The sequence below is a fragment of the Streptomyces sp. NPDC127197 genome (assembly GCF_042672405.1).
GTDB lineage: Bacteria > Actinomycetota > Actinomycetes > Streptomycetales > Streptomycetaceae > Streptomyces > Streptomyces flavusporus.
Genome location: NZ_JBHXVG010000009.1, coordinates 163,137 through 181,310, shown reverse-complemented (window position 1 = coordinate 181,310; position 18,174 = coordinate 163,137). Strand labels below are relative to the sequence as shown.

18 protein-coding genes are annotated in these 18,174 nt (G+C 71.1%); 16 read left to right on the top strand and 2 right to left on the bottom strand.

The genetic code is table 11. The features are described 5' to 3' along the window. Positions 1 to 35 precede the first annotated feature (35 nt). Positions 36 to 869, top strand: a complete 834-nt coding sequence (locus ACFVJQ_RS16945; protein WP_385509637.1) for an NmrA family transcriptional regulator — start codon at positions 36 to 38, stop codon at positions 867 to 869. 15 nt (positions 870 to 884) lie between these two features. Here the strand turns inward: ACFVJQ_RS16945 and ACFVJQ_RS16940 are convergent, their stop codons facing one another. Continuing rightward, positions 885 to 2,030, bottom strand: a complete 1,146-nt coding sequence (locus tag ACFVJQ_RS16940) for a YihY/virulence factor BrkB family protein (RefSeq protein WP_385509636.1) — start codon at positions 2,028 to 2,030, stop codon at positions 885 to 887. A gap of 112 nt (positions 2,031 to 2,142) precedes the next feature. Here ACFVJQ_RS16940 and ACFVJQ_RS16935 point away from each other — a divergent pair, with 112 nt between their 5' ends. From ACFVJQ_RS16935 to ACFVJQ_RS16865, 15 genes are all read left to right on the top strand, one after another. Then, complete coding sequence (locus ACFVJQ_RS16935) at positions 2,143 to 3,777, top strand: acyl-CoA dehydrogenase family protein (protein ID WP_385784549.1); 1,635 nt, start codon at positions 2,143 to 2,145, stop codon at positions 3,775 to 3,777. A 300-nt stretch (positions 3,778 to 4,077) separates the two neighbouring features. After that, positions 4,078 to 5,367: a GAF domain-containing protein gene (locus ACFVJQ_RS16930; RefSeq protein ID WP_385509633.1), complete on the top strand. Its 1,290-nt coding sequence runs from the start codon at positions 4,078 to 4,080 to the stop codon at positions 5,365 to 5,367. Positions 5,368 to 5,554: 187 nt separating this feature from the next. Further along, positions 5,555 to 6,784 (top strand): hypothetical protein, encoded by a 1,230-nt coding sequence (locus tag ACFVJQ_RS16925; protein WP_385509632.1) that lies wholly within the window; start codon positions 5,555 to 5,557, stop codon positions 6,782 to 6,784. A 267-nt stretch (positions 6,785 to 7,051) separates the two neighbouring features. After that, entirely contained in the window at positions 7,052 to 7,624 is a 573-nt protein-coding gene (locus tag ACFVJQ_RS16920) for a GNAT family N-acetyltransferase (RefSeq protein WP_385509631.1), read from the top strand. A gap of 127 nt (positions 7,625 to 7,751) precedes the next feature. After that, positions 7,752 to 7,835: a putative leader peptide gene (locus ACFVJQ_RS16915; RefSeq protein WP_309486338.1), complete on the top strand. Its 84-nt coding sequence runs from the start codon at positions 7,752 to 7,754 to the stop codon at positions 7,833 to 7,835. Between the two features lie 128 nt (positions 7,836 to 7,963). Further along, on the top strand, positions 7,964 to 9,661 hold the full coding sequence (locus tag ACFVJQ_RS16910; protein WP_385784544.1) for a nitrite/sulfite reductase: 1,698 nt from the start codon (positions 7,964 to 7,966) through the stop codon (positions 9,659 to 9,661). Further along, positions 9,658 to 9,837: a hypothetical protein gene (locus tag ACFVJQ_RS16905; RefSeq protein ID WP_385509629.1), complete on the top strand. Its 180-nt coding sequence runs from the start codon at positions 9,658 to 9,660 to the stop codon at positions 9,835 to 9,837. The genes ACFVJQ_RS16910 and ACFVJQ_RS16905 overlap by 4 nt, the downstream gene beginning before the upstream one ends. Next, a complete protein-coding gene (locus ACFVJQ_RS16900; RefSeq protein ID WP_385509628.1) occupies positions 9,834 to 10,544 on the top strand; it encodes a phosphoadenylyl-sulfate reductase in 711 nt (236 codons plus the stop codon). Before ACFVJQ_RS16905 ends, ACFVJQ_RS16900 begins: the two co-directional genes overlap by 4 nt. Continuing rightward, positions 10,541 to 11,107 carry an adenylyl-sulfate kinase gene (cysC, locus tag ACFVJQ_RS16895; RefSeq protein ID WP_385784540.1) on the top strand — a complete coding sequence of 189 codons (567 nt, stop codon included), beginning with the start codon at positions 10,541 to 10,543 and terminating at the stop codon, positions 11,105 to 11,107. Before ACFVJQ_RS16900 ends, cysC begins: the two co-directional genes overlap by 4 nt. Further along, complete coding sequence (gene cysD / locus ACFVJQ_RS16890; RefSeq protein ID WP_385509626.1) at positions 11,104 to 12,039, top strand: sulfate adenylyltransferase subunit CysD; 936 nt, start codon at positions 11,104 to 11,106, stop codon at positions 12,037 to 12,039. Before cysC ends, cysD begins: the two co-directional genes overlap by 4 nt. A 2-nt stretch (positions 12,040 to 12,041) precedes the next feature. Continuing rightward, positions 12,042 to 13,376, top strand: a complete 1,335-nt coding sequence (locus tag ACFVJQ_RS16885; RefSeq protein ID WP_385509625.1) for a sulfate adenylyltransferase subunit 1 — start codon at positions 12,042 to 12,044, stop codon at positions 13,374 to 13,376. A gap of 203 nt (positions 13,377 to 13,579) precedes the next feature. Continuing rightward, a complete protein-coding gene (locus ACFVJQ_RS16880; RefSeq protein ID WP_385784537.1) occupies positions 13,580 to 14,683 on the top strand; it encodes an aliphatic sulfonate ABC transporter substrate-binding protein in 1,104 nt (367 codons plus the stop codon). Between the two features lie 36 nt (positions 14,684 to 14,719). Further along, positions 14,720 to 15,508, top strand: coding sequence for an ABC transporter ATP-binding protein (locus ACFVJQ_RS16875; RefSeq protein WP_385509623.1), 789 nt, complete (start codon positions 14,720 to 14,722; stop codon positions 15,506 to 15,508). After that, on the top strand, positions 15,495 to 16,388 hold the full coding sequence (locus ACFVJQ_RS16870; protein WP_224737158.1) for an ABC transporter permease: 894 nt from the start codon (positions 15,495 to 15,497) through the stop codon (positions 16,386 to 16,388). The genes ACFVJQ_RS16875 and ACFVJQ_RS16870 overlap by 14 nt, the downstream gene beginning before the upstream one ends. A 5-nt stretch (positions 16,389 to 16,393) precedes the next feature. Then, positions 16,394 to 17,131, top strand: coding sequence for a sirohydrochlorin chelatase (locus ACFVJQ_RS16865; protein ID WP_385784533.1), 738 nt, complete (start codon positions 16,394 to 16,396; stop codon positions 17,129 to 17,131). A gap of 161 nt (positions 17,132 to 17,292) precedes the next feature. On the opposite strand, the gene ACFVJQ_RS16860 is transcribed toward ACFVJQ_RS16865, so the two are convergent. Continuing rightward, the gene (locus tag ACFVJQ_RS16860) at positions 17,293 to 17,850 is read right to left on the bottom strand and encodes a DUF1697 domain-containing protein (RefSeq protein ID WP_385784530.1); all 558 of its coding nucleotides are present in this window, start codon (positions 17,848 to 17,850) and stop codon (positions 17,293 to 17,295) included. Between the last annotated feature and the right edge of the window lie 324 nt (positions 17,851 to 18,174).

Below are 18,174 nucleotides of genomic sequence, written 5' to 3'. Positions count from 1 at the left end.
GGGCCCGTACCGCACTGCGGCAGTTCACTGGACTCATGACACGGAAAACGGACATGACGGTGGTGGTGACCGGTGCGTCCGGTCGTACGGGAAGCCGGGTCGCCCGGGCCGCGCAGGCCGCCGGGCTGACGGTGCGGCCCGCCACGCGCGCCCAGGGCTTCGACTGGGCGGACCGGTCGACGTGGGCGCAGACGCTGCGGGGCGCAGACGCTGCGTATCTCGTGCACCCCGGGGACGTCGGTTCGGCGGCGGCCACACGGGCGGTGGGGCTGCTCGCGCACGAGGCGGTCTCGCTCGGCGTACGGCGGCTGGTGCTGCTGTCGGCGCGCGGCGAGGAGCAGGCGCGGCCGACCGAGGAGGCACTGCGGGAGTCGGCCGCGGACTGGACGGTCGTGCAGGCCGCGTGGTTCATGCAGAACTTCAGCGAAGGGCCGCTGGTGGAGGGGTTGCGGCTGGGCGGGGAGCTGGTGTTCCCCGGTGGTGAGGTGCGTGAGCCGTTCATCGATGTGCGGGACATCGCCGACGTGGTGGTGGCGGTGCTGCTGGCGGGCGACCGGTACGTGGGGAAGGCGGTCGACGTGTCCGGGCCGCGGCTGCTGACGTTCGGGGAGGCGGTCGCGGAGATCGCGAAGGCGACCGGGCGCGAGCTGACGTACAGGCCCGTCCCGCCGCGCGCGTACGGCGAGTACCTGGCCGGACTCGGTGTGCCGGACGAGGAGGTCGAGCTGCTCGTGGAGGTGTTCGAGACGCTGCTCGACGGGCGGAACGCGCATCTCTCGGACGGCGTCCAGCGGGTGCTGGGGCGCGAGCCGCGCGACTTCGCGGAGTTCGCCGCCGAAGCCGCGGCGGCGGGGACGTGGAAGGCCTGAGCCCCCACCGAAGCCCTACTCCTGCGGCGGCGTCTCCCCGCCCCCCTTGTGCGTGCTCTTGACCTGCGTGCGCAGGCGGGAGGTCACGTCCTCCGGCGGGAGGAAGCGGGACCAGCGCTCCGGGAACTCGGACGGCATGTCGGGGTCGTCCGGGTCCGGGTCGTTCTCGCGGGCCGCGGCCGCGCGGGCGACGTACTCGGCGACCTGGGCCTCCCGCATCCGCTCGTTGGCGGCGCGGGCGGCGGCCGTGGCGGCGGCGGGCCAGACCCGGTCGATGGCCGCGTTGACGGCGGCCCCGACGAGGACGGCGAAGGCGGACACGCCGATCCACAGCAGCACGGCGACGGCGGCGGCGAGGGAGCCGTAGATCGTCGCGCCCTCGATGGTGTTCGTCAGGTAGATCCGCAGAAGGAAGCTGCCCAGCACCCACATGGCGAGGGCGACCAGAGCGCCGGGGACGTCCTCCACCCAGGGCGAGCGCACCGGCACCGACACGTGGTAGAGCGTGGTCAGGAAGGCGATGGACAGCACGATCACCACGGGCCAGTACAGGACCTGCACGACCGTCGTCGACCACGGCAGGATCCGCACCACCGCGTCCGGGCCGGCCACCATCAGCGGCAGCGCGACCGAGCCGATCAGCAGGGCCGCGAGGAACAGCAGGAACGCCACCAGGCGGGTCCTGACGATCCCGCGGACACCGTCGAGGCCGTACATGACGGTGATGGTGTCGATGAAGACGTTCACCGCGCGGGATCCGGACCACAGGGCGAACAGGAAGCCTATGGAGATGACGTCGGGACGGCCGCCCTTCATCACATCGTCGAGGATCGGCTGCGCGATCTGGGTCACGCCCTTGTCGGACAGGACGGTGCGCGAGGCCTCCAGGAGGTTGGTCTCCAGGCTGGAGATCGTGTCGGTGCCGGTCCAGTCGTCGACGTAGCCGAGCAGGCCGATCAGGCTGAGCAGCAGCGGCGGCACGGACAGCAGGGTGAAGAACGCGGCCTCGGCGGCCAGACCGAGAATGCGGTACTCGATGCAGGAGTTGACGGTGTCCTTGAGCAGCAGCCAGGCGGTCCTGCGCTTGGAGACGTTCCGGTAGAGGGCACGCGCCCGGTGGAGGCGGCCGGACGGCGCGGGGGATTCACTTGCTGGCTGCACAAACCAAAGGTATCCGCCGTGCGGGGCCCGGTTCACCCTGGTGGGACGGCGGGCCGAGGGCTGCCGTGTCCGCGGGGTGACCCCGCCCGTACCGCGCGGTAGGTTCGCACACATGGCACGCAGCACCCACACCGTGACCAACCAGCCCCCGCCGCTCGTCGGCTACGACGTCTTCACCGCCGACCGTGCCCTGGTGGCCGCCGTCGAACGGCACCTCGACCCCGCCCTGCTCGACGAGGGCCTCGGCGAGCTGGCGGCGCTCGGGCGGACCGCCGGGTCGGCGCAGGTGCAGGAGTGGGGGGTGTTGGCCAACGAGCACGCGCCGAGGCTGCGCACCCATGACCGCTACGGCCACCGGATCGACGAGGTCGACTTCCATCCGGCCTGGCACCGGCTGCTCGGCAAGGGCGTCGCGGCGGGCCTGACCGCGGCCTGGGTGCGGCCCGGCGGGCATGTGCGACGGGCGGCCGGGTTCCTGGTCTGGTCGCAGGTCGACGCGGGCAACGGCTGCCCGCTGTCGATGACCCACGCAGCGGTGCCCGCCCTGCGCGCGGATCCCGAGCTGGCCGCCGAGTGGGAGCCACGCCTGACGTCCATGGTCTACGACCGTGAGCTGCGGCCCGCCGGCCAGAAGGCCGGGGTGCTGTTCGGGATGGGCATGACGGAGAAGCAGGGCGGCAGCGACGTCCGCGCCAACACGACCGTCGCCCGGCCCCTTGCTCAGGACGGGACGTACGAGCTGACGGGGCACAAGTGGTTCTGCTCGGCGCCGATGTCGGACGGGTTCCTGGTACTGGCCCAGGCGCCGGGCGGGTTGACCTGCTTCCTGGTGCCGCGGGTGCTCGCCGACGGCACCCGCAACGCGTTCCTCCTGCAGCGGCTGAAGGACAAGCTGGGCAACCGGTCCAACGCGTCGAGCGAGGTCGAGTTCGACGGGACCTGGGCGCGCCGGGTCGGCGAGGAGGGGCGCGGGGTGCGGACCATCATCGGGATGGTGGCGGCGACCCGGCTCGACTGTGTGCTCGGCTCGGCCGGCCTGATGCGGCAGGCGGTCGCGCAGGCGATCCACCACTGCACGTACCGCGAGGCCTTCGGCGGAAAGCTGATCGACGCACCGCTGATGCGCAACGTTCTGGCCGATCTTGCGCTCGAGTCGGAGGCGGCGACGACGCTCGCGCTGCGGCTCGCGGCCGCGTACGACGACGGAGGCGAGCAGGAGCGCGCGTTTCTGCGGCTGGCGGTGCCGGCCGCCAAGTACTGGGTGACCAAGCGCTGTGCGCCGGTGGCGGTGGAGGCGGCCGAGTGCCTGGGCGGCAACGGGTACGTGGAGGAGTCGGGGCTGCCCCGGCTGGTGCGCGAGTCGCCGCTGAACTCGATCTGGGAGGGCGCGGGCAACGTCCAGGCGCTGGATGTGCTGCGGGCGTTGCAGCGCGAGCCCGCCGCGCTGAACGCCTGCCTGACCGAGGTCGGCAAGGCGCGCGGCGCGGACCACCGGCTGGACGGCGCGATCAAGAACCTGCTGACGGAACTCGCCGACCTGGAGGGCATCGAGGCACGGGCGCGACGGCTCGTCGAGCGGCTCGCGGTGGTGCTGCAGGGCTCGCTGCTCGTGCGGTACGCGCCCCCGGAGGTCGCCGACGCGTTCTGCGCCTCGCGGCTGGGCGGCGACTGGGGCAGCGCGTTCGGGACGCTGCCGCACACCCTGGACCTGAGGTCGGTGGTGGCCCGGGCGCAACCGCTTTCGTGAACTCGGACGTGCGAGCACGTCAGCAGGGGTGGTGCTGCGCCGACACGGCACCACCCCTGCCCACCTGGCCTGCTTGAGGCCATGGGCGCCGCACGGGCGACGTCGCTCAAGTTTCAATCACCGTACTGCTGTTCACCAGGGTTGCAAGGGGTTGCAACTTTCCGATCTCGGTGACCGGAGTGTGCCCCTCCGTCACCAATGGGCGGCAGTATGGGACGGACCATCAGGGCGCGACCGGAAACCGCGGCCCGCAGGGGTCGACACCGGTCGCACACCAGGGGTCGATCCAGGGAGGACTCAGTGACGCGGTCGCCGATCAACGTGACGCAGCTCGCCACCGTCGACGCGGCGCGGGCGGCACGGGTGCTCAGCGAGATGCGCGAGGCCGCCCTCTCCGGAGAGCGCACACACCTCGCTCCCCGGCCGGTCATCGGGGAGTCCTGGGGGCGTATGCAGCGCAGCGGGGTGGACCCGGAGCACGACTTCAGATCCGGGCTGCTGTCGCCGGAGGAGATCCGGCGGCGCCGCGAGGAGTCCCCGCTGCGCCATGTGCTGCCGGTGCTCAGGGAGGGGCTGGTGTCGGTCGCGGACACCGCTCACCACATCATGGTGGTCGCCGACGCGGAGGGCCGGGTGCTGTGGCGGGAGGGCAGTTCGGCGGTGCTGCGCAAGGCGGACGGACTGGGGTTCCTGCTCGGCGCCGACTGGCGGGAGAACGTCGTCGGCACCAACGGGGTGGGCACCCCGGTGGTGGTACGGCGGCCCGTGCAGGTGTTCGCGGCGGAGCACTTCGTGCGCTCGCACGCCTCGTGGACCTGCGCCGGCGCCCCCATCACGGATCCGCGGGACGGCCGGCTGATCGGCGTGGTGGACGTCAGCGGCCCGCTGGAGACAATGCATCCCGCCACCCTCGCCTGGGTCGATTCGGTGGCCAAGCTCGCCGAGGCGCGGCTGCGTGAACTGCACCTGAGTGCGCTGGAACGGCTGCGCGCGGTGGGCGCACCGGTGCTCGCCCGGCTGACCGGCCGTGCGCTGGTGGTGGACCGGGACGGCTGGACCGCGACGGTGACCGGGATGCCGTACACCAGCCGGATCGGGTTGCCCAAGTCGCTGTCGGCAGGCCGCCGGTGGTTGCCGGCGCTCGGGCTGTGCACGGTGGAGCCGCTGGCCGAGGGCTGGCTGGTGCAGTCGGCCGACGAGCCGGTGCCGCCCGGGGCCACCCGGATCGTGCTGGACCTGGGACAGCCGCGCCGCTGGTCGGTGACGGTCTCCGGCAGCGCGGGTTCCTGGACGCACGAACTGAGCCCGCGGCACAGCGAGTTGCTGTTCCTGCTGGCCCAGCACCCGGCCGGCCGCAGCGCCGCGCAGCTCGCGCAGGACATGTTCGGCGATCCGGCCCGCACGGTGACGGTGCGTGCCGAGCTGTCGCGGGTCCGGCGGTACCTCGGGAGCTTTCTGGAGCACCGGCCGTACCGTTTCCGTGAGGGCGTGGAGATCGAGGTGATCCTGCCGTCCGACCCGCGCGAGCTGCTGCCACACTCGACCGCACCGGCGGTGGTCCGGGCCCGGGCGTCGGCAACCGTGCCCTGACCTGCGGCGACCGTGCCCTGACCCGAGGGTGCGTCGGTATGGTCACGAGGTGGCATCTTCCGCGAAATTACGGGGTCTTCGTCCGCGACGCCGGTGACCTGCCGTAGCATCCCCTACGGGTCACCCCACCTGCTCCTGGACCAACGCATGGATCACCAGACGCAGTTGGCCCGCCTCGGGAGGACGGATGAAGCATCGCGGCAGACACCGCCGACGCAAGCAGGGCCGGGCGCTGCGGGCGTTCCTGGCCGGGACCGCCCTCGCGCTCACCGGCGCCGCCACCCTGATCAGCACCTCCCAGGCCACGGTCAGCGCCGATCCGGGCGCCCTGAAACCGCTCTCCTCCGACGTCTCGCTCGAGGCACTGCGCCTCCACGAGGAGCCGCTCCCGTCGCCGGCCTCGGCGGCGGGCGGCACCGTCGGCGTCGGCGCCGTCCTCGCGGATGCCGACCACACCCTGCGTCCCGCCGCCGACTGCACCGGCGCCGAGCGCCGAGCGCTGCCCGTCTCGCCCGCCGCCACCCGCGCCCACTGCTGGGCCGAGGACGACACCGAGGGGTGGCGGCCGGGAGCGGTCACCACCTCCGGGGACGCCGACGACGACGGCCACTGGGGCGCGAACCGGGCGATCCTCTCCGGCTGGAGCGACCACAGGGGCGCCGCGCGGGTCGCCGTCGTGGATGCGAACGACCCCGCCCGGCTCTCCTACACCTGGGTGCTGCTCACCGTCCCCGCCGCCGACGGGCGCGACAACCGCCCGCTCCTGTCGCCGCTGTCCGGCATGGTCTGGTACCAGGACAAGCTGCTGGTCACCGGCGACGAGGGACGCGCCCTGTACGTGTACGACCTGGACCGCATCCAGCGCACCACCACCGGCACCGGCGCCGCGACCGACAGGACACCCGGCGGCCCGGCGGCACACGGCATCGGATACGTGCTGCCCGCCGTCGGCTCGTACCGCCTGCCGGGCGGTACCCGTATGGGCGGCCTCTCCCTCGACCGCAGCACCACGCCGGACAGCCTGGTCGCGAGCGAGTCGGTACCGGCGGACGACGACCGGCCGACCCGGCTGTGGCGCTACTCCCTCAGTGACGACCCGTCGGGCGCCGGACTCCTGACCACCGGCCCCTACGAGGCCTACGAGACGAAGGCCACCGACGTCCGGGGCGTGCTCTCCTACCGCGACCGCTGGTACCTGGCCCGCGCGGCCGGTGAGCACGACGGGCACGGGACGCTGTGGCGGCAGGACCCGAGCGGCGCGCAGGCGGCGCGGTGCGGTACCGACGAGACGTATCAGTGCTGGAGCGGCCCCGCGCAGTCGCTGTCCCACTGGGAGGAGACCGGCGAGGTCTGGTCGCAGTCGGGGCGGGTGCTGTTCTCGCTGCCGCTGCACACGATCGACCGGGCGCTGGACTAGGGCCTGTCCGGCGGGTCAGGTCGCAGGAAATCGGCGGCGCCCTGTTGAACGCAGGTGAGCGGGGTCTGGTGCGTGCAGCTGCAAGGCGGAGGAGGGCGTCGACGCGATGGGGGTCCCCCCGCGCGAGCGAAGCCGAGCGTGGGGGAGTCGGCAACCGACGACAACGCGGCAGATGTGCGTGCCAGACCCCGCGTCTGCGGCATGATCCGCCGGACAGGCCCTAGGGCCGATCGACAGGGCGCCGGACCGGATGATTCCCTGTCCGGCATGACGAACATCCCCGTGACCACCTGGTCCCTGGAGCAGAGCGCACCCACCGACCTGCTCCCGGCCGCCGCTCCAGAGGGCGACATCCGCATCGTCCGCGCCGAGGTGCCCTCGCCCGAGTTCAGCCGTTTCCTGTACGCGTCCGTCGGCGGCGACATCCGCTGGACCGACCGGCTCGGCTGGACCTACGCGCAGTGGCGGGAGTACCTGGACCGGCCCGGGGTGGAGACCTGGGTGGCCTACGACCGGGGCACGCCCGCCGGGTACGTCGAACTGGAGCCGCAGGACGACGGCGTGGTGGAGATCGTCTACTTCGGACTGGTTCCCGCCTTCCGCGGGCGACGCATCGGCGGACACCTGCTGTCCTACGGCACCGCGCGCGCCTGGGACCTGGCGGACCGCTGGCCGGGCCTGACGCCGACGAAGCGGGTCTGGCTGCACACCTGCAGCAAGGACGGCGAGCACGCGATGGACAACTACCTGCGCCGCGGCTTCCGGCTCTTCGACACCAAGGTCGAGGAGGAGCCGGACGTGGCCCCGCCCGGCCCCTGGCCCGGCGCATACCCTGTCTGACCTGGCCCGACAAGACGGCGTTCGCGCCATGTGAGCGACGACACCCTTGTTCCGGAATCCGAGACAAGGGTGTCCGCATGATGGACGAAGCTGGACTCTGTCCAGATCGCCATGACACGCTTCCGTCATGTCTGGAACTGGAATTGCCTTGGTGAGTCGGCGGCACGTCGACCTCGGCCGCATGTCCAGCGCCATCTGTCCGGCGAGCTGAGACCTCTCCAGCAACGCCGTTCTCCCCCCTTTTGTCTGCCCCTGCGCAACGATGCGCCCGTATGCCCCCATGCGCCCGTACGCGCAGGTCAGAGCCGCTTCCCAGCCTGTCCCGAAGGACGATTGATCATGGCCGCCACCCCGCAAGAACCTGCCGCCGCGACTTCCCGCCGCAAGGTGAGCCGTCACCGCGGCGAGGGGCAGTGGGCCGCGGGGCACTTCACCCCGCTCAACGGCAACGAGCAGTTCAAGAAGGACGACGACGGTCTCAATGTGCGGACACGCATTGAGACGATCTACTCCAAGCGCGGCTTCGACTCCATCGACCCCAACGACCTGCGCGGCCGGATGCGCTGGTGGGGTCTGTACACCCAGCGCAAGCCCGGGATCGACGGCGGCAAGACCGCGATCCTGGAGCCGGAGGAGCTGGACGACGAGTACTTCATGCTGCGGGTGCGCATCGACGGCGGGCGGCTCACCACCCAGCAGCTGCGGGTGATCGGGGAGATCTCGCAGGAGTTCGCGCGCGGCACGGCCGACATCACCGACCGGCAGAACGTCCAGTACCACTGGATCCGGATCGAGGACGTGCCCGAGATCTGGAACCGCCTGGAGGCGGTCGGCCTGTCCACCACCGAGGCCTGCGGTGACACGCCCCGCGTCGTCCTCGGCTCACCGGTCGCCGGTATCGCCGCCGACGAGATCATCGACGGCTCCCCGGCCATCGACGAGATCCAGCGCCGGATCATCGGCAACAAGGCGTTCTCGAACCTGCCCCGCAAGTTCAAGTCCGCGATCTCCGGCTCGCCGCTGCTCGACGTGGCGCACGAGATCAACGACATCGCGTTCGTCGGCGTCGACCACCCCGAGCACGGCCCCGGCTTCGACCTGTGGGTCGGCGGCGGTCTGTCCACCAACCCGAAGATCGGCGTCCGGCTCGGCGCCTGGGTGCCGCTGGACGAGGTGCCGGACGTCTACGACGGCGTCATCTCGATCTTCCGCGACTACGGCTACCGGCGCCTGCGTACGCGCGCCCGCCTGAAGTTCCTCGTCGCCGACTGGGGCGCGGAGAAGTTCCGGCAGGTGCTGGAGGACGAGTACCTCAAGCGCAAGCTGGTCGACGGCCCGGCCCCCGCGCAGCCCGTGGAGCGCTGGCGCGACCACGTCGGCGTGCACCGGCAGAAGGACGGCCGTTACTACGTCGGTTTCGCCCCGCGCGTCGGCCGGGTCGACGGCACCACCCTGACGAAGATCGCCGACCTGGCGGAGGCACACGGCTCGGGCCGGGTCCGCACCACGGTCGAGCAGAAGATGATCGTGCTCGACGTCGACGAGTCGCAGGTCGACTCCCTGACCGAGGGCCTGGAGGCGCTGGACCTCACGGTGCAGCCCTCGCCGTTCCGGCGCGGCACCATGGCCTGCACCGGCATCGAGTACTGCAAGCTCGCCATCGTCGAGACCAAGGCGCGCGGCGCCTCCCTGATCGACGAACTGGAGCGCCGGATCCCGGACTTCGACGAGCCGATCACCATCAACATCAACGGCTGCCCGAACGCCTGCGCCCGTATCCAGGTGGCGGACATCGGTCTCAAGGGGCAGCTGGTCATGAACGACCAGGGCGAGCAGGTCGAGGGCTACCAGGTGCATCTGGGCGGTGCCCTCGGTCTGGAGGCCGGTTTCGGCCGCAAGGTGCGCGGTCTGAAGGTCACCGCGCAGGAGCTGCCCGACTACGTCGAGCGCGTGCTGAAGCGCTTCCAGGCGGAGCGCGAGGAGGGCGAGCGGTTCGCGACCTGGGCGGCCCGCGCCTCCGAGGAGGCTCTGTCATGAGTGAGCGTGCCGCTCCCTTCTACTGCCCCTACTGCGGCGACGAGGACCTGCGTCCCAGCGAGCAGGGCCACGGCGCCTGGGAATGCGCGGCGTGCAACCGCGCATTCCAGCTGAAGTTCCTCGGGCTGCTGGCCCGCGGGCTCCGGCACGACACGACGGGAGGGGACCCGACATGACGACGGCTCAGGAAGACCGAGCAACCCAGGAGTTGAAGGATCTCGCCGAGCAGGCGGGCCGCGACCTGGAGGACGCCTCCGCGCTGGAGATCCTCCAGTGGGCCGCGGACACCTTCGGCAAGCGGTTCTGCGTGACCTCCTCGATGGAGGACGCGGTGGTCGCCCACCTCGCCTCCCGCGCGATGCCCGGAGTCGACGTCGTCTTCCTCGACACCGGCTACCACTTCGAGGAGACCATCGGCACCCGGGACGCGGTCGAGGCCGTGATGGACGTCAACGTCATCACCCTCACCCCGCGCCAGACGGTCGCCGAGCAGGACGCCGAGTACGGCCCGAAGCTGCACGACCGGGACCCCGACCTGTGCTGCTTCCTGCGCAAGGTCCAGCCGCTGGAGCAGGGCCTGCGCGGCTACGACGCCTGGGCGACCGGACTGCGCCGCGACGAGTCCCCGACCCGGGCGAACACCCCGGTCGTCGCGTGGGACGAGAAGCGCCAGAAGGTGAAGATCTCCCCCATCGCCCGCTGGACCCAGGACGACGTGGACGCCTACGTCGCCGAACACGGCGTCCTCACCAACCCGCTGCTGATGGACGGATACGCCTCCATCGGCTGCGCCCCCTGCACCCGCCGGGTCCTCGAGGGCGAGGACGCGCGCGCCGGCCGCTGGGCCGGGCGGGCCAAGACCGAGTGCGGGCTGCACGGATGACGACCACCGACCCCCAGGAGAACCACGTGACGACCGGAGCCACCGTCTGGCTCACGGGTCTGCCGAGTGCCGGCAAGACCACGATCGCGTACGAGCTGGCCGGCCGGCTCCGCGAAGAGGGCCACCTCGTCGAGGTGCTCGACGGAGACGAGATCCGCGAGTTCATCTCGGCGGGCCTCGGCTTCTCCCGCGAGGACCGGCACACCAATGTGCAGCGCATCGGCTTCGTCGCCGAGCTGCTCGCCCGTAACGGCGTCAAGGCGCTCGTCCCGGTGATCGCGCCGTACACCGACAGCCGTGACGCGGTGCGCAAGCGGCACCAGACGAACGGCACGGCGTATGTCGAGGTGCACGTGGCAACTCCGGTCGAGGTGTGCAGCGAGCGCGACGTGAAGGGCCTGTACGCCAAGCAGGCCGCGGGCGAGCTCAAGGGGCTCACCGGCGTCGACGACCCGTACGAGGAGCCCGAGTCGCCCGACCTGCGGATCGAGTCGCAGAACCAGACCGTGCAGGAGTCCGCGGCGTCGGTGTACGCCCTGCTCAGCGAAAGGGGACTGGTATGACGACCGTCGCCACGACCGAGGAGGGCACGGACACCCCGTACGCCCTCTCGCATCTGGACGCCCTGGAGTCCGAGGCGGTGCACATCTTCCGGGAGGTGGCGGGCGAGTTCGAGCGGCCGGTGATCCTGTTCTCCGGCGGCAAGGACTCCATCGTCATGCTGCATCTGGCGCTGAAGGCGTTCGCGCCCGCGCCGGTGCCGTTCTCGCTGCTGCACGTCGACACCGGGCACAACTTCCCCGAGGTCCTCGACTACCGCGACCGTGTGGTGGCCGCACATGGGCTGCGCCTCCATGTGGCCTCCGTACAGGACTACATCGACCGCGGGGTGCTCAAGGAGCGCCCGGACGGCACCCGTAACCCGCTGCAGACCCTTCCGCTGACGGAGAAGATCCAGAGCGAGAAGTTCGACGCGGTGTTCGGCGGCGGGCGCCGCGACGAGGAGAAGGCCCGGGCCAAGGAGCGGGTGTTCTCGCTGCGGGACGAGTTCTCCCAGTGGGACCCGCGCCGCCAGCGCCCCGAGCTGTGGAACCTGTACAACGGCCGGCACGCCCCCGGCGAGCACGTCCGCGTCTTCCCGCTGTCCAACTGGACCGAGCTGGACGTGTGGCAGTACATCGCCCGCGAGGAGATCGAGCTGCCGGAGATCTACTTCGCCCACGAGCGTGAGGTCTTCCAGCGGAGCGGCATGTGGCTGACCGCCGGTGAGTGGGGCGGCCCCAAGGAGGGCGAGACCGTCGAGAAGCGGCAGGTCCGCTACCGCACGGTCGGCGACATGTCCTGCACCGGCGCCGTCGACTCCGACGCCGACACCATCGAGAAGGTGATCGCCGAGATCGCCGCCTCCCGTCTGACCGAGCGGGGCGCCACCCGGGCCGACGACAAGCTGTCCGAGGCCGCGATGGAAGACCGCAAGCGCGAGGGGTACTTCTAAGCATGAGCACGATCACGACCGAGGAGCTCTCGGCCACCACCCTGCTGCGGTTCGCCACCGCGGGCTCCGTCGACGACGGCAAGTCCACCCTCGTCGGCCGGCTGCTGCACGACTCCAAGTCGGTCCTCGCCGACCAGCTGGAGGCCGTGGAGCGCGCCTCGGCGAGCCGCGGCCAGGAGGGCCCGGACCTCGCGCTGCTCACGGACGGTCTGCGCGCCGAGCGCGAGCAGGGCATCACCATCGACGTCGCCTACCGCTACTTCGCCACCCCCAGGCGCCGGTTCATCCTCGCCGACACCCCCGGCCATGTGCAGTACACCCGCAACATGGTCACCGGCGCCTCGACCGCCGAACTCACCGTGATCCTCGTCGACGCCCGCAACGGCGTCGTCGAGCAGACCCGCCGGCACGCCGCCATCGCCGCCCTGCTGCGCGTCCCGCACGTCGTCCTCGCCGTCAACAAGATGGACCTCGTCGGCTACGAGGAGAAGGTGTTCGCGGCGATCGCCGAGGAGTTCACGGCGTACGCCACGGAACTGGGCGTCCCCGAGGTGACCGCGATCCCGATCTCGGCGCTGAACGGCGACAACGTCGTGGAGCCGTCCGCGAGCATGGACTGGTACGGCGGCCCGACCGTCCTGGAGCACCTGGAGACCGTCCCGGTCGCGCACGACCTGGCGCACTGCCACGCCCGTCTGCCCGTGCAGTACGTGATCCGGCCGCAGACCGCCGAGCACCCGGACTACCGGGGCTACGCGGGCCAGATCGCGGCCGGTGCGTTCCACGTCGGCGAGCAGATCACGGTCCTGCCCTCCGGCCGCTCGACGAAGATCTCCGGCATCGACCTGCTGGGCAAGCCGGTCGACGTCGCCTGGACCACGCAGTCGGTGACCCTCCTGCTGGAGGACGACATCGACATCTCGCGCGGCGACCTGATCGTGCCCAGCAAGGACGCGCCGCCGACCACGCAGGACATCGAGGCGACCGTCTGCCATGTCGCCGACGCCCCGCTGACCGTCGGCCACCGGGTGCTGCTCAAGCACGGCACCCGCACGGTCAAGGCGATCGTCAAGGACATCCCGTCCCGGCTCACGCTCGACGACCTGTCCCTGCACCCGCACCCGGGACAGCTCGTCGCCAACGACATCGGCCGGGTGAAGATCCGTACCGCCGAGCCGCTGCCGGTCGACTCCTACGCCGACTCGCGGCGCACGGGCTCGTTCATCCTGATCGACCCGGCGGACGGCACCACGCTCACCGCGGGCATGGTCGGCGAGTCCTTCGCCTCCCCGGAGCCGGTCCGGGACGAGGCCGAGGACGACGGGTGGGACTTCTGATCATGAACTCCACGGACTACTTCTCCACGTTCGCGAAGGAGGGCGGCCGCGTCGGCAGCGGCGCCCTCGGCAGCGGGCAGGGCGGGGTGGCGCGATGTGCGCGATGACATACGCGCCCCGGGCGCGCCGCCGAAAACCTGCCGACCTCCCGGCCACGACCTGACAGACCGTGACCCGCCGGGCCAACGAGAGGACCACCTCCCGTGCCTGCCACCATCGCCCTCCGCCGCACTCTCGCAGCGATAACCGCACTCCCCCTCCTCGCGCTCGCCGGCTGCGGCTACGGCTCCCAGGCGCAGGACGACACCAACCAGCAGGTCGTCGCCGGCGCGAAGAAGATCGACGGTCTCGACAGCGTGAGGATCGGCTACTTCGGCAACCTCACCCACGCGACCGCGCTGGTGGGCCGCAACGAGGGGCTGTTCCAGAAGGAGCTGGGCGGGACGAAGGCGGAGTACGCGACCTTCAACGCCGGGCCTTCCGAGATCGAGGCGCTCAACTCGGGGTCCATCGACATCGGCTGGATCGGCCCGTCCCCGGCGATCAACGGGTACGTCAAGTCGGGCGGCAAGAACCTGCGGATCATCGGCGGTTCGGCGTCGGGCGGCGTGAAGCTGGTGGTCAACCCGGAGAAGATCAGGACCCTGGACGACGTCAAGGGCAAGAAGATCGCGACCCCGCAGCTCGGCAACACCCAGGACGTGGCGTTCCTCAACTGGATCGCCGAGCAGGGCTGGAAGGTCGACGCGGAGAGCGGCAAGGGCGACGTCTCCGTCGTCCGCACCGACAACAAGATCACCCCGGACGCCTACAAGTCGGGCTCCGTCGACGGCGCGTGGGTGCCGGAGCCGACCGCGTCCAAGCTGGTCGCCGAGGGCGCGAAGGTGCTGCTCGACGAAGCGGACCTGTGGCCCGACAAGAAGTTCGTGATCACGAACATCATCGTGTCGCAGTCGTTCCTGAAGGATCACCCGAAGGCCGTCGAGGCGGTGCTGCGCGCGTCCGTGAAGACCAACGCGTGGATCAACGCCAACCCGGACCAGGCCAAGGCCTCCGCGAACGCCCAGCTCAAGGTGGACTCGGGCAAGGAGCTGCCGGCCGAGGTGCTCGACCCGGCGTGGGAGTCCATCCAGATCACCAACGACCCGCTGGCCGCCACCCTCAACACCGAGGCCGACCACGCCGTCAAGGCCGGACTGCTGGACCAGCCCGACCTGAACGGCATCTACGACCTCGCCCTGCTCAACAAGGTCCTCGCCGCCGAGGGCAAGCCGACCGTCGACGACGCCGGTCTCGGCGCCCAGTAACCCCAAGCCCCGTTGAGTTCCCAGGAGGTGACGACCATGGCAACCGCCCTCGCCAAGGCCGCCGACGCCGGTACGTCGGTCGAGTACTCCGCACGCATCGAGCACGTCTCGAAGTCCTTCGCCGGCCCCGCCGGGCAGCAGCTCGTTCTCGACGACATCACGCTCGATGTCGCGCCGGGTGAGTTCGTCACCCTCCTGGGCGCCTCGGGCTGCGGCAAGTCGACGCTGCTCAACCTGGTGGCGGGCCTGGACCGGCCGACCGCCGGTGACATCACGACCGACGGCCGGCCCGCCCTGATGTTCCAGGAGCACGCCCTGTTCCCGTGGCTGACCGCGGGCAGGAACATCGAGCTCGCCCTGAAGCTGCGCGGCATGCCCAAGGCCGAGCGCCGCGGCCGCGCCGAGGAACTGCTGGCGCTGGTCCGGCTGCAGGGGGCGTACGGCAAGCGGGTGCACGAACTGTCCGGCGGTATGCGCCAGCGCGTGGCACTGGCCCGTGCGCTCGCCCAGGACAGCAGGCTGCTGCTGATGGACGAGCCGTTCGCGGCGCTGGACGCGATCACCCGTGACGTGCTGCACGACGAGCTGACCCGGATCTGGCGGGAGACGGGGCTGTCGGTGCTGTTCGTGACGCACAACGTGCGCGAGGCGGTCCGGCTCGCCGAGCGCGTCGTCCTGCTCTCCTCCCGTCCCGGTCGCGTGGCCCGGGAGTGGCGGGTCGACATTCCGCAGCCGCGCCGTATCGAGGACGCCGCCGTGGCGGAGTTGTCCCTGGAGATCACCGAAGAACTGCGTGGGGAGATCCGCCGCCATGGCCAGCACTGAAACGCCCGCCGTCAAGGACGGCAACGACCTGGCCGGGCTCGAGGCGGGCCTGGACGCCCTGGAGACGGTCCAGACGGGCCGTACGCCGTTCCGTACGACCTTCACGCAGAAGATCGTGCCGCCGGTCACCGCCATCGTGCTGGTGCTGCTGGTGTGGCAGGCGCTGGTCTCGTTCAACATCGTCGACGACCCGAGCAAGCTGCCCTCCCCCGGGGACGTGTGGGGCGAGGTCGAGGACGCCTGGCTGCAGGGCACGCTTCTGGACTACATCTGGACCAGCGTCTCGCGCGGTCTGCTGGGCTTCCTGATGGCGCTGGCGATCGGCACGCCGCTGGGCCTGCTGGTGGCCCGGGTGAGGTTCGTACGGGCCGCGATCGGGCCGATCCTGTCGGGTCTGCAGTCGCTGCCGTCCGTGGCGTGGGTGCCGCCGGCCGTGATCTGGCTCGGCCTGAACAACTCGATGATGTACGCGGTGATCCTGCTCGGCGCCGTCCCGTCCATCGCCAACGGTCTCGTCTCCGGCGTCGACCAGGTGCCGCCGCTGTTCCTGCGGGCGGGCCGCACGATGGGCGCGACCGGCCTGAGGGGCACCTGGCACATCGTGATGCCGGCCGCGCTGCCCGGCTATCTGGCCGGCCTGAAGCAGGGCTGGGCGTTCTCGTGGCGGTCGCTGATGGCCGCCGAGATCATCGCGTCCTCGCCGGAACTCGGCGTGGGGCTCGGCCAGTTGCTGGAGAACGGCCGCAACACCAGCTCCATGTCCATGGTGTTCCTCGCCATCCTGCTGATCCTGGTCGTCGGCATCGCGATCGACCTGCTGATCTTCAGCCCGCTGGAGCGGCGGGTGCTGCGCAGCCGCGGCCTGTTGGTGAAGAGCTGATCCCCATGCGCAACCCGGTACTCCTCGTCATCGCCCACGGCAGCCGCGACCCGCGGCACGCCGCGACCGTGCACGCCCTCGTGCGGCGGGTACGGTCGCTGCGGCCGGGGCTGCGCGTGGAGACCGGTTTCCTGGACTTCAACGTCCCGTCCGTGCAGCGCGTGCTGGAGTCCCTGGCGGCGGAGGGAGTGCGCGACGTCGTAGCCCTTCCTCTCCTGCTGACCCGGGCGTTCCATGCGAAGGCCGACATCCCGGCGGTCCTGCGGGACGCGCCGCGGCTGCTCCGGATCCGCCAGGCGGAGGTGCTGGGTCCCTCCCCGCTGCTGCTGTCGGCGCTCGAACGCCGGCTGTACGAGGCGGGTCTGACGCCGGCCGACAAGCCCTCGACCGGGGTCGTGCTGGCCTCGGCGGGCTCCACCGACCCGGAGGCGATCGCAGTGATCGCAGAAATCGCGCGGGAGTGGCGGCACACCGGTTGGTGCGCCGTGCGACCTGCGTTCGCCTCCGCATCCCTGCCCCGCACCGAGGACGCGGTCCGTGAACTGCGCGCGCTCGGCTGCCGGCGGATCGCCGTCGCCCCGTACGTCCTGGCCCCCGGTTTCCTGCCGGACCGCATCGCGCGGGGCGCGGCCGAGGCGGACGTACTCGCCGATGTCCTCGGTCCGGCGCCGGAGGTGGCACGGGTGCTGCTGGAACGGTACGACGGGGCGCGGACGCCGCTCCGGGCGGCGGTCGGCGCGTAGGCGCTCCGCTGGGGTGCCGCGACGTGTCGTCTGTCGTCTGCGGCGCCATCGTGGCTGGTCGCTCCCCCACTCTCGGCTTCGCTCGAGCGGGGGGACCCCCATCGCGGCGGAGCCGCATATCGGCACAGCCCCGCGCCCCTTCAGGGCGCTGCTGCGGACGGTCACCCTGCTGTCGGCTCGGTGAGCTCCACCAGCTTGAGGACCGTGTTCCAGTTCCGGGTCGTGGCGATCACGCCCTTGTTCAGCCGCGGTCTGGCCAGGTACTCGCCGAGCTTGGACCGGCCGAGGCCGTTCGGTGCGTACAGGTACAGGGCGCGGTCGCCGAGCCGGAACTCCTCGGGGAGGAAGGCGGCCTGGTCGATCTCCGCGAAGCGCTCGGCGTCGACGGGCGCGGAGAAGTAGGTGACGTGGAGCTGCTTGGCCTCCAGGTCGGCGGCCGGGAAGGGGCAGTCCTCGGCTATCGCCTTCAGGTAGGCGTGGTCACGCACGATCACCTCGACCGCGAAGCCGAACTTCCGCTCGATGGACCGGGTGAGTTCGGCGGCCAGGGACTCCTCGTCGCCGTGCTCGCTCGCGAACACGGCCTGGCCGCTCTGCAGATACGTGCGTACGCCGTCGTAGCCGAGGCCCTCCATGAGGGTGCGCAGTTCGGCCATCGGCATCTTCTTGGCGCCGCCCACGTTGATTCCGCGCAGCAGCGCCGCATACGTCGTCGTCACCCGCACACCATAAGCGGCCGTCGTGCCCCGTGGGGGCGGGCACGACGGCCGCGTCCCTGTGGTGCGGGCTGCGCGAAACTCTGGCCGATGGGCGGGCCCGGATCAACACCTACACGCACCTGTGACTTGTTCAACAAGGTTTCGTAATCACAAAGGGCGCGAAGGGGATCCCTGCCACAGGCCCGGACATCTCCCGTTAGTTGTAAGGGGCCGCTGTCCTACCCAGTGGTGAGAGGAGGGGGGCCGTTGGGATGATCCGGGCTCCCAGCGCTTCACCGGGCAGCACGACGAGATGGCTTTATCCAGCCCATACCTTCGAAGCGA